Below are 12,554 nucleotides of genomic sequence, written 5' to 3'. Positions count from 1 at the left end.
CCTGTGTAACTTAAAACAATAAATTTGTAACTAATTATTGTTTCGTCACGGAGGCACGTCTTCAGTTGACAATGACTCTTCTGCTGCTGGGGATGCATTTACTCCCACAGCACTTGATGATTGCACTGCCGCTTGCGTTGTATCAACGACAACTTCTACGACATTTCCCTGGCAACCACATGTTTCACAATTACTCATCGCATCCTCCTCCCATTTCCCTTACTAATAATATGTTACCATACATTTTTGCTATACAAAAAGACGCCTTTAATACTTTAAAGACGTCTTTTTTAATATAGTTAGTTAGATTTTATTTATCTTCTGTTGGTGGCAACATCGTTAGGCCAATACGTTGACGCTTAACGTCGACTTCAAGCACCCAAACTTTAACAATGTCTCCAACCGCAACAACGTCATGGGGATTATTCACATGACGCTTTGCTAAACGAGAAATATGCACCAAACCATCTTCGTGAACACCTAGGTCAACAAAGGCGCCAAAATCAACTACGTTACGAACTGTTCCTTGTAGTTCCATCCCCGGCTTCAAATCCTTCAATGTCAAAACATCTGAACGTAAAATGGCGCCACTCGCATTATCACGGCTATCACGCCCAGGATTTTCCAATGACGTCATGATACCCTCTAACGTTGGTACACCAATTTCTAGTTCTTCAGCCACCTGTGCTTTGTTTAGCTTTTGCATGGCAGCCTTAGCTTCAGCACCCGGCTTTACCCCAATCTTTTGCAACAACGCTTTCGCGGCCTTATAAGATTCTGGGTGGATATCAGTGTTGTCTAGCACATTAGTTCCATCTGGAATACGCAAGAACCCTGCGGCTTGTTCAAACGCCTTAGGGCCAAGTTTTGGCACTTTCTTCAAGGCTGCACGTGACGCAAATGGTCCGTTTTCATCACGGTAAGTCACAATGTTGTTCGCAGTTGTTTTAGTCAAGCCAGCAATGTGCGTCAATAATGGCGCAGATGCCGTGTTCAAATTAACCCCAACTTGGTTAACGGCTGTTTCCAATACTGTATCCACTTCTTGATCAAGTTCCTTGGCAGGCAAATCGTGTTGGTATTGCCCAACACCCACAGCCTTAGGGTCAATCTTAATCAATTCAGCCATTGGATCTTGCAAACGACGCGCAATTGAAATCGCTGAACGTTGTTCAACTTGTAATTCAGGGAATTCTTCACGTGCCATATCACTCGCCGAATAGACTGAAGCCCCTGCTTCATTAACCACCACATACTTTAATTGTGGCAATTCTTCACGAATCAATTCGGCAATAAAGGCTTGTGATTCACGACTCGCTGTTCCATTACCAATCGCAACTAATTGAACCCCATACTTCTTCACCAAGTTAACAATTGTCTTCTTTGCCCCAGATGGGTCGTACTTAGCTGCCTTATGGGGATAAATCACAGCCTTATCTAAGAACTTACCATTCTCATCAACCACAGCTAACTTTGATCCAGTACGAATACCTGGGTCAAACCCAAGAACAATTTGTCCACGTAATGGGGATGCCATTAGCAAGTGGTACAAGTTCTTTCCAAACACATTAATCGCATCTTGCGCAGCTTGTTCAAATAATTCCTTACGCAATTCACGTTCAATAGCTGGACCAATAAAACGCTTATAGGCATCTAATGCAGCCGCTTGTAAGATTTCAACTGACGCACCCGTCTTAGAACCAATCAAGCGGAAGTTCAAATAACGTGTGATACTGTCTACATCAACATCTAGTGATGCAGACAGTACGCCTGCTTTTTCACCACGATTAACCGCAAGCACTTGGTGATTTGCCAACTTAGTTATCGGCATACTGAAGTCATAGTACAACTTGTAGATTTCTTGTGGGTCTTTATCTTGGCTCCCACGCTTTTGTTTGACAACAAATTGTGCATTCTTATGCGTATACTGACGAACCCAATCACGAAGACCGGCATTTTCACCAATAACTTCCGCAAAAATTTCATGAACGCCATCATATACATCACTCACACTATTAATATCTGCATCTGAATTGATGTATTGCGTTGCCACATCATCTAGATTTGTTGCTGAAAACTTTTGTACCTCTTGAGCAAACGGCATCAAACCAGCTTCCTTCGCAATCGTCGCCTTCGTACGGCGCTTTTGCTTATAAGGTAGGTAAATATCTTCAACCATTTGCATCGTTTCAGCCGCAGCCAAAGTTTTGGCTAGCCCCTCTGACCAAGCGCCTTGTTCAGTGATTGCTTTTTGAACCGTTTGTTTACGTGCAGCTAGATCTTCCAAACGCTTCGTAACAGCTTGAACATCACGAATTTGTACTTCATCTAAATCACCAGTTGCTTCTTTACGGTAACGGGCAATAAACGGTACTGTGTTTCCCTCAGCCAACAGTGCACTTACTGCAGATACCTTATGTACCGGCAAGTTAAGCTCTGCGGCCGTTTGTTTAATTAATGCATCCACAATAAGTACCTTCTTTTTTATTACAAGACTGAAGTCAAAATACGGTTAATTTGTGCCGTAAACTTATCCATCAAGTCTTCTTGGGCAACTTCTGATTCACCAAAGGCTGGTTGTGTAATTGATTGTTCTTCAACGTTCAATGCATCTGCCATCTTGTGAGTTGCGTCAACGTAAGCACGGTATGTTGTCATCATGCTTTGGTGCAATCCCATTACACGAACAGGTGCCTTAAGTGACTTCATACGTGTAATTGTTTCTTCGTATGCTTCAACTGTTTCATCGAATTCAGCCGCGATTTCTTGGAAGTCAGCCTTTGGCATTTCAGTAAGCTTATCAGCTTGCATTGCTTCTTCTAGCTTGGCGAAAAATGGACCAACCTTAGTTCCGATTTCTTCTGTTGTTTGAACGATTTCGCTCAATTGCATTGCGTATTGTTGTGGGTTTCCAAACTTGTTCTTTACCATGATAAGTACTCATTTCTTTTAGTTTATGAGGTTTATTATACCATATCGTGTGTTTGATAAGATTTCATGCATTGATGTACCTGCACGTTTCTGATATTCATATTCCGATTGGAATAACCTTACGAATTAAATCAATTAACATAAAATGAAGTATAATTAGAATATAAACTAAACACTTTTGGGAGGTCTACTATGAAAATTGGGAACAAAACATCAATTGTATTATCTGTTATCGTTGTCTTATTACCCATCTTGGTCGGTATTTACTTTTTACCAAATTTGCCAGAACAAGTTGCGGTTCATTGGGGGCTAAACGGGCAAGCTGATCGTTGGGCTTCCCGTGAATCACTGGTGTTTGGTATTCCACTCTTCATGACCGTGATTCAATTAATTATTTTAATAATCGTGTCTTCTCGCTTCGTGAAACATCCCCTTCCTAAAATGGCATATGTTGTGCGCTGGTTAATCCCAGTCTTATCTTGGGTTGTTACATTGACTAGTTTATATGTTGGACTAGGGCAGCCATTAGATATGGGGATGGTCGGTACAGGTATTGCTGGTCTAATTCTCATCATTATGGGATACTTCATTCCATCAACACCTATGAACCAAAAGAAGAAACGCCTATTTAGAAATTTTACCAACGAGCAAAGTTACAATCACGTGATGCGTGTTATTTCAAACACAATGATGACTGTCGGTGCATTGATTTTCGCAAGCATGTTCTTTGCCCCAATTGTTTCTGCGGTAACCATCCTGGGTGGTATTGCACTTATCATCTTCGTAACATTTTCTACTACTTTTCGCGCACTCGATTAAAGAATAAATTATCTGACTGAGCTAAGTAAAATAATTAAATAAGATAATAAAAAAGCGTATACGAATGTCGTATACGCTTTTTCTGTCATTATTCATCTGTCACCGTGAAATGATCTAACCCTTTTTCAAAACACGACGTTGGAATAACTTAACAAGTTCAACAATTGGGATGATTGCAAATGAACTTCCTAATACCAACAACCATTGGTGCCAATCCAATTCAGTAACATGGAAAACACCGTTCAAGCCAGGTACTAAGACAGTAATGGCCATCATTGCCGCAGCAATCATGATACTCCAGTTAAAGGCCTTGTTACTAAATGGCTTAATTGTGAATAGTGAGTGATAGATACTCTTCGTATTAAAGGCATGGAATAATTGAATCAATCCTAATGTAACAAATGCCATCGTTAGGGCATCTGCGTGAATTGCAGCGTCCGTTGCGTGAACTGGGTACGTTAGCGCGAACCAGTAAACAAACAATGTAATTCCACCTTCTAGGATACCTTGGTAGACAATCGCACTTCCTAATCCACCAGACATAAAGTTACTTGTACGTCCACGAGGCTTTTCCTTCATGATACCTGGCTCACCAGGTTCTACCCCTAATGCAATCGCTGGTAGTGTATCTGTGACCAAATTAATCCATAGGATATGCACTGGCGCCAGAATACTCCATCCCATCATTGTCATCACAAACAAGGTTAGGACTTCACCCAAATTGGCAGATAGTAGATATTGAATCGCCTTTTGAATGTTTGAGAATACTTTTCGTCCCTCATCAACTGCATTAACAATGGTTGAGAAATTATCATCCGCTAGAATCATATCAGAAGCACCCTTTGATACTTCCGTTCCAGTAATTCCCATCGCAATACCAATGTCAGCTGTCTTCAAAGCCGGCGCATCATTAACACCATCTCCAGTCATTGCGACAACCTTATTTTGCTTTTGCCATGCTTTAACAATGCGAACTTTGTGTTCGGGTGCCACACGTGCATAAACAGAATATTGTGCAACTTGATTATCAAATTCTTCTTCTGACAATTGATCTAATTCCGCACCCGTAATAATGGCTTCTTCTGCTTGTGTATCATCTAGAATACCCAAACGACGCGCAATAGCTTCAGCTGTTACTTTATGGTCACCAGTAATCATCAGTGTACGAATACCTGCTTGCTTGGCTTCATAAACAGCTTGATCCACACCTGAACGCTCTGGATCAATAATTCCGACGAAACCAACGAAGACAAGTTCATTTTCAATTGTTTCAGTAGATACTTCCGTCGGCATTTCGGCGAATTCACGGTATGCAAATGCCAATACACGCAAGGCTTCGCGGGCCATATCGTCATTAACCGCCAGCAAAGTTTCTTTGTCTTCGGCAGACAATGGTTGTACCTTACCGTCTAGTAATTGCCATTCCGCACGCTTCAACAACTCATCTGGGGCACCTTTAACTGTCACGATAGTCTTATCGTTTACGTTATGGAAAGTAGACATTAACTTACGATCTGAATCAAATGATAATTCGTTTACACGTGGATAGTGTGCCAATAAACCATCAACATCACGTCCTTGACTTTCGTTAAAAGTAATCAATGATGTTTCGGTTGGGTCACCTAATTTCTCACCATCAGAGGTGATTTTTGTATCATTGTTCAAGGCCATAATGTCAGCCAATTGTTGTCCATCACTCGCTAATGGTGTGTCCGCATTAAACAACACGCCATCTACGTAGTACTTTTCAACTGTCATCTTATTTTGTGTTAAAGTTCCAGTTTTATCTGAACCAATAATTTGAGTGGCTCCCAGTGTCTCAACCGCTGGCAACTTACGCATTAGAGCATGACGCTTAGCTAAACGTGTTGTCCCCAACGCTAACGTAATTGTAACAATCGCTGGTAATCCTTCTGGAATCGCTGCAACAGCCAATGCAATCGCAGTCAGCAACATTTCCATCACGTTTTGACTATTCATACCACCTGGGGCACGTAATACACCAACTACAAAGACAACTACGGCAATCACAAGAATCATGATCGTCAATGTCTTACCTAATTGTGTCAGACTTTCTTGCAACGGCGTTTTAGTGGCTTGAGTATTATCAAGCATTCCCGCAATTTTACCAACTTCCGTGTTCATTCCCGTTGATGTTACAAGTCCAACACCACGACCGTGGGTAATATTTGAACTCATAAATGCTAGGTTTACACGATCACCCAACGGTAAATCAGAAGCGTCTAAAGTTACTGCATCTTTGTTAACAGGAACTGATTCTCCTGTTAAGGCTGATTCTTCAATTTGTAAATTAGCCGCTTCAATCAATCGCAAATCTGCCGGAATAACATCTCCAGCTTCGAGCATGACGATATCCCCGGGTACTAATTTATTCGCAGATACGGTCACCACATTTCCATCACGCATTACATTTGCGTTTGGTGCAGTCATTTTTTGTAGTGCATTAATGGCATCTTCTGCTTTTGATTCTTGGAAAACACCAAATACAGCGTTCAATAAAACCACAGCCAAAATGATAATTGCGTCAGCACCTTCACCAACAAAAACTGAAATCAATGCTGCTGCTAACAGCACACCGATCATTAAGTCTTTAAATTGATTGAAAAACTTTTGTATTAAAGTAGTACGTTTTGATCCCTGTAACGCATTTTCTCCATACTTTTCTAATCTTTTTGCTGCATCATCAGATGTCAGCCCAACTGTTAAATCTGTATCTAATTGTTCAGCTAACGCTTCCGCTGTTTCTTGATACAGCTCTTTCTTAGTATTTCCCATACCCATATTTCCCCCCTAAAAGAAAACCCACGCTGATTAGCATCATGCGTGGATTTGATTTTTATTTCCAAGCTTCCTTGAAAAGTCTTATTTAATTTTAGCACTTTATGCTTCTGCGTCCAACATAGCGTATTGATTATCCTTACGCTTATAAACAACAGCAGGTTGTTCAGTTTCAGCATTAATGAAAATGTAGAAATCGTGTTGCAACAATTCCATTTGCAAAACAGCTTCTTCCGGATCCATAGGCTTTAGTTCAACACTCTTCTTACGAACAATGTTCAATGTGTCCTCTGGCTCTTCGGCTTCGCTAGCTTCTAGTTCAAAGTCAATTCCCTTATATCCCTTTTCACGAGACTTACGGTTAACCTTGGTCTTGTATTTACGTACTTGACGTTCCAACTTTTCAACAACGAAATCAATTGCTTGATACAAATCTTCTTGCGTATCTTCCGCACGTACCAATACGTATGGTGTTTGGATAAGCACTTCAGCTGTAAACAACTTGTTTTTATTTGCTGATAATTTTACATGGGCTGTATAGTCGGCATCGTCCTTAAAATAACGTTCCAACTTTGAAACACGCTTTTCAACGTATTCTTGAATCGCGTCTGTTACTTCAAAATTAATTCCACGAACTTGATAGTTTAACATTTATAATTCTCCTATCTACATCCCATCATTTAACATGATGTTTTTTTACTAATTTCTTAGTACCTAAATTATAACGTATCCTTCTTAATTATGAAAGCGTTCTCATAAATTATCGAGCAATACTCATACTGACAATGTCTGTAAAACCTTGTGATTTCAAGCATTCGGCTGCATGAAAAATTGTTTGACCGGTCGTATAAATATCGTCAAATAAACAAATTTTTGTGTCTTTTGTGGGTAATGAACACGAGTTATTAAGCTCAAATAATTGATTACTTTCTAGGCGCTGTTTTAAATTCAAATTTTTTTGATGTTGTTTCTTCTTGTTTGTACATATCAATAATGGTTTATATGGAATCCCTGTCAAAAGTGTTCTAACTTGATCAAATCCGCGGGCTTCATTAGCTTCTTGTGTACTAGGAATGGGTACGATTAATGGATGCTTCATACGTTTAATTTCTTTTAGCAGCTCTGCTTTAAACACATCTTTTAGATGGTAGCCGCCCCATAGTTTGTATGCTTTGAAATACTCTTTCATGGCATCATTATATTGATAAAGTGCAGTGTGCTTTATAGTTCGCTTCCATTGAACACATTGCAGACATTTCATGTTTTGTGCTTGGTGTCCACAAAACATACAGCGATCATCTGTCACTTGTTGAAAAGTTTTACTACACGCAATACATATCCGACTCATGGTTTGCTTTAATAAACACATGTCTGAGTAAATATCCCAGTTCATTTAGAAATGGTTTTTGACACAACACACAATTCATTGATTCATTCTCGCTATTTCTTTATATGCCGCCTGAATTTTTCTTGTTTTCCATGTGGTATAAACATATACATTTCCTGTTGGTCGTTCCAATGTTCGACCACAGCGCCCCGCAATCTGAATGAGTGTCGACGTCGTATATGCATCTTCTTCTGCCCCTAAAATCACAACATCAATCCCCGAAAACGTAACACCACGCTCTAATAGAATTGTTGTAATTAGTATATTGAGTTCACCTGCTTTAAACTTAGCTATATTTTCGTTTTTTTCTGATGATCCCGCATACGCTATGCCTATATTTTTTGAAAGATTCCCTTGAATTTGTTTCTGTAACCTTAAACAATCATTGATTGTAGGCACAAATATCAAAATCGGCCATTCATTGGACACCAGTATTTTCATCAATTCGCTCGGTATTTGTTTACGCCAATTATGTAATAATCTGATTTTTAAATTTGGCAGTGGGTATCCATGAAACCTTTTATATAAACATAGAATATTTTGTTTCTTTATCCCATATTCACGAGGTAACGCTTTAGGTAATGTCGCTGTTAAATAGACAAATCGACCTTCGCTTTTTAGTGCCTTTTGTAACGCACCTTTCAACCATGTATTTTTATATAACGGAAACGCATCACACTCGTCGACGATGATTAAATCAAATGCCTGCTTAAATTTAAATAATTGGTGAATCGTTGCGCAGACTAATTGATAGTGTCCTTCTTCATCTGGTGTTTCTCCAGTCATGATTGTTTGTGTCACTTTAAAATGGGTACTCAAACGTTGTCCAATCTCTTTAACCACATCAACACGCGGTGCCACAAATGCAATCCGTTGCCTATTCAAAAAGCTTTGCTGTAATAGTGGATACAACATCTCTGTTTTTCCTGCCCCGGTTACTGCATGAATCAGTTGATTTTCATTGCGTTCTGCGCACAATATTTCTGAAATACGCTGCTGTTGTGGGGTTAACTTACCTACCCATGTTAGTAGATTAGGCGCTACTTTAAAATCATTGTTTTCTGGTGTCTGAATTAAACGCGTCTGATCGGTTATGATTCCCATTTGGTGGCAGGTCCAACAATACGAATATTTTGGTCCACGCATCCATTGCTCTATTTTGGCATAGCAGCGCATGCATTGTTTGTTTTGAATTGCTGGTCCGCCTATATCTTTATTCGTTACAACGTCTCGGCCTTGAATATATCCTGTTTTATTTTCCATATTAATAGAACGATTATTATAGAAAAAAACGCAAAAAAATACCATCATTTCTGATGGTATCTTCGGTTGCATTGCGACGTCCTATCCTCGCAGGGGGCGATCCCCCAACTACTTTTGGCGCTATTGAGCTTAACTTCTGTGTTCGGTATGGGAACAGGTGTGGCCTCAATGCCATCATCACAACACGGTATATTCAAGACTTACGTCTCTCAAAACTGAATAATATGTAAATTTTACTTCACTCTTTAATTGAGCCTTAACACCACGTTTTGTTCAACTTGGTTAAGTCCTCGAACCATTAGTACTAGTCCGCTCCATGCATCACTGCACTTCCACTTCTAGCCTATCTACCTCATCATCTTTGAGGGGTCTTACTTCATAAAGAATGGGAAATCTCATCTCGAGGCGAGTTTCACACTTAGATGCTTTCAGCGTTTATCTCATCCGTACATAGCTACTCAGCGATGCTCCTGGCGGAACAACTGATACACCAGAGGTACGTCCACCCCGGTCCTCTCGTACTAAGGGCAGCTCCTCTCAAATTTCCTACGCCCGCGACGGATAGGGACCGAACTGTCTCACGACGTTCTGAACCCAGCTCGCGTACCGCTTTAATGGGCGAACAGCCCAACCCTTGGGACCGACTACAGCCCCAGGATGCGATGAGCCGACATCGAGGTGCCAAACCTCCCCGTCGATGTGGACTCTTGGGGGAGATAAGCCTGTTATCCCCAGGGTAGCTTTTGTCCGTTGAGCGATGGCCCTTCCATGCGGAACCACCGGATCACTAAGTCCTACTTTCGTACCTGCTCGACTTGTAAGTCTCACAGTCAAGCTCTCTTGTGCCTTTACACTCTACGAATGATTTCCAACCATTCTGAGAGAACCTTTGAGCGCCTCCGTTACCTTTTAGGAGGCGACCGCCCCAGTCAAACTGCCTGCCAGACACTGTCTTCCATCGCGATAAGCGATGTGAGTTAGAGTGGTCATACAACGAGGGTAGTATCCCACTGATGCCTCCTTCGAAACTAGCGTTCCGATCTCAACGGCTCCTACCTATTCTGTACAAGCTGCACAAACACTCAATATCAAGCTACAGTAAAGCTCCATGGGGTCTTTCCGTCCTGTCGCGGGTAACCCGCATCTTCACGGGTCTTTAAATTTCACCGAGTCTCTCGTTGAGACAGTGCCCAGATCGTTACGCCTTTCGTGCGGGTCGGAACTTACCCGACAAGGAATTTCGCTACCTTAGGACCGTTATAGTTACGGCCGCCGTTTACTGGGGCTTCAATTCGTACCTTCGCTTGCGCTAAGCACTCCTTTTAACCTTCCAGCACCGGGCAGGCGTCAGCCCCTATACGTCATCTTACGATTTTGCAGAAACCTGTGTTTTTGATAAACAGTCGCCTGGGCCTATTCACTGCGGCTCAGCTTTCGCTGAGCACCCCTTCTCCCGAAGTTACGGGGTCATTTTGCCGAGTTCCTTAACGAGAGTTCACTCGCTCACCTTAGGATGCTCTCCTCGACTACCTGTGTCGGTTTGCGGTACGGGCAGGTAAACACTAACTAGAAGCTTTTCTTGGCAGCGTGACATCACAGACTTCCCTACTTTATTTCGGTCCTCATCATCACTTGTCCTTGGAAGAGCAAGCATTTAACTCACTCTAAGACTTATGATTTAACCCAGCATATCCATCAGCTGGGATCTGTTAGCCTTCTGCGTCCCTCCATCGTTCAAACATGTTCACCTGGTACAGGAATCTCAACCTGTTGTCCATCGACTACGCCTCTTGGCCTCGCCTTAGGTCCCGACTAACCCTGGGAGGACGAGCCTTCCCCAGGAAACCTTAGTCATACGGTGGACAGGATTCTCACCTGTCTTTCGCTACTCATACCGGCATTCTCACTTCTATGCGCTCCACCAGTCCTCACGGTCTGACTTCATCGCCCATAGAACGCTCTCCTATCGCGCCACTTACGTGGCACCCGTAGTTTCGGTGGTGTGTTTAGCCCCGGTACATTTTCGGCGCAGAATCACTCGACTAGTGAGCTATTACGCACTCTTTAAATGGTGGCTGCTTCTAAGCCAACATCCTAGTTGTCTATGCAACTCCACATCCTTTTCCACTTAACACACACTTAGGGACCTTAACTGACGATCTGGGCTGTTCCCCTTTCGACAATGGATCTTATCACTCACTGTCTGACTCCCGGACATACGTGATTGGCATTCGGAGTTTATCTTAATTTGGTAACCCGAGATGGGCCCCGCACCAAAACAGTGCTCTACCTCCAACACGCTTCATTCCGAGGCTAGCCCTAAAGCTATTTCGGAGAGAACCAGCTATCTCCAAGTTCGATTGGAATTTCACCGCTACCCACACCTCATCCCAGCATTTTTCAACATGCACGGGTTCGGGCCTCCAATGCGTTTTACCGCATCTTCACCCTGGACATGGGTAGGTCACCTGGTTTCGGGTCTACAACAACGTACTCAAGCGCCCATTTCAGACTCGCTTTCGCTACGGCTCCGGTCTTTCCACCTTAACCTTGCACGTTATCGTAACTCGCCGGTTCATTCTACAAAAGGCACGCCATCACCCATTAACGGGCTCTGACTTCTTGTAGGCACATGGTTTCAGGAACTTTTTCACTCCCCTTCCGGGGTGCTTTTCACCTTTCCCTCACGGTACTGGTTCACTATCGGTCACTAGGGAGTATTTAGCCTTGCGAGATGGTCCTCGCGGATTCCGACCGGATTTCACGTGTCCGGCCGTACTCAGGATCCTGTACGGGAGGTTGTTCGTTTTCGCATACGGGGCTATCACCCTATCCTGCTCAGCTTCCCAGCTGATTCTGCTAACAAACAACTTTGTAACTCCACAACGACAGTCCTACAACCCCAATGTGCAAGCACATTGGTTTGGGCTCTTCCGTTTTCGCTCGCCGCTACTGACGGAATCGATATTTCTTTCTCTTCCTGTTGCTAATGAGATGTTTCAGTTCACAACGTCTACCTTCAACCTGACTATGTATTCATCAGGTGATAACTTGCATACACAAGCTGGGTTCCCCCATTCGGAAACCCCCGGATCAAAGCTCACTTACAGCTCCCCGGGGAATATCGGTGTTAGTCCCGTCCTTCATCGGCTCCTAGTGCCAAGGCATCCACCATGCGCCCTTAATAACTTAACCTATCAACTTACGTTGATGATTCAAGTTTGAGTATGTGGCTCAAGGCCACATGCGATTTAAACTAATTTAAAAAACTCAAAAAATTACGCGGTGTATTTTTTTCGGCTCAATTTAATTAAATAATTAATTTGAAATGAATTTAAAATTTACAATATTATTC

General features: G+C 42.2%; 8 protein-coding genes and 2 rRNA genes. 1 reads left to right on the top strand and 9 read right to left on the bottom strand.

The genetic code is table 11. The annotated features are described in order from the left end of the window. Window positions 1-45 precede the first annotated feature (45 nt). The 3 genes from KHQ31_RS00790 to KHQ31_RS00780 form a co-directional block, all read right to left on the bottom strand. A complete protein-coding gene (locus tag KHQ31_RS00790; RefSeq protein WP_213409134.1) occupies window positions 46-198 on the bottom strand; it encodes a hypothetical protein in 153 nt (50 codons plus the stop codon). Between the two features lie 112 nt (window positions 199-310). Then, window positions 311-2,467 (bottom strand): Tex family protein, encoded by a 2,157-nt coding sequence (locus KHQ31_RS00785; RefSeq protein ID WP_265583733.1) that lies wholly within the window; start codon window positions 2,465-2,467, stop codon window positions 311-313. Between the two features lie 20 nt (window positions 2,468-2,487). Continuing rightward, on the bottom strand, window positions 2,488-2,931 hold the full coding sequence (locus KHQ31_RS00780; RefSeq protein ID WP_213409133.1) for a hypothetical protein: 444 nt from the start codon (window positions 2,929-2,931) through the stop codon (window positions 2,488-2,490). Window positions 2,932-3,123: 192 nt separating this feature from the next. Between KHQ31_RS00780 and KHQ31_RS00775 the strand changes: the two genes are divergently transcribed. After that, complete coding sequence (locus KHQ31_RS00775) at window positions 3,124-3,750, top strand: DUF1648 domain-containing protein (protein WP_213409132.1); 627 nt, start codon at window positions 3,124-3,126, stop codon at window positions 3,748-3,750. A gap of 114 nt (window positions 3,751-3,864) precedes the next feature. On the opposite strand, the gene KHQ31_RS00770 is transcribed toward KHQ31_RS00775, so the two are convergent. The 6 genes from KHQ31_RS00770 to KHQ31_RS00745 all read right to left on the bottom strand — a co-directional run bounded on the left by KHQ31_RS00770 (window position 3,865) and on the right by KHQ31_RS00745 (window position 12,394). Beyond that, a complete protein-coding gene (locus KHQ31_RS00770) occupies window positions 3,865-6,546 on the bottom strand; it encodes a cation-translocating P-type ATPase (protein ID WP_213409685.1) in 2,682 nt (893 codons plus the stop codon). Between the two features lie 105 nt (window positions 6,547-6,651). Continuing rightward, on the bottom strand, window positions 6,652-7,200 hold the full coding sequence (hpf, locus tag KHQ31_RS00765; RefSeq protein ID WP_213409131.1) for a ribosome hibernation-promoting factor, HPF/YfiA family: 549 nt from the start codon (window positions 7,198-7,200) through the stop codon (window positions 6,652-6,654). Window positions 7,201-7,309: 109 nt separating this feature from the next. Further along, entirely contained in the window at window positions 7,310-7,942 is a 633-nt protein-coding gene (locus KHQ31_RS00760) for a ComF family protein (protein WP_213409130.1), read from the bottom strand. Window positions 7,943-7,972: 30 nt separating this feature from the next. Next, window positions 7,973-9,271, bottom strand: coding sequence for a DEAD/DEAH box helicase family protein (locus tag KHQ31_RS00755; RefSeq protein WP_213409129.1), 1,299 nt, complete (start codon window positions 9,269-9,271; stop codon window positions 7,973-7,975). Next, window positions 9,268-9,384, bottom strand: a 5S ribosomal RNA gene (gene rrf / locus KHQ31_RS00750). The genes KHQ31_RS00755 and rrf overlap by 4 nt, the downstream gene beginning before the upstream one ends. A gap of 93 nt (window positions 9,385-9,477) precedes the next feature. After that, window positions 9,478-12,394, bottom strand: a 23S ribosomal RNA gene (locus tag KHQ31_RS00745). Window positions 12,395-12,554: the final 160 nt, after the last annotated feature.

The organism is Weissella ceti (genome assembly GCF_018394055.1).
Lineage (GTDB): Bacteria > Bacillota > Bacilli > Lactobacillales > Lactobacillaceae > Weissella > Weissella ceti.
Note: the sequence above shows the minus strand (reverse complement) of the source record. Positions and strands in the feature narration are given on the sequence as shown.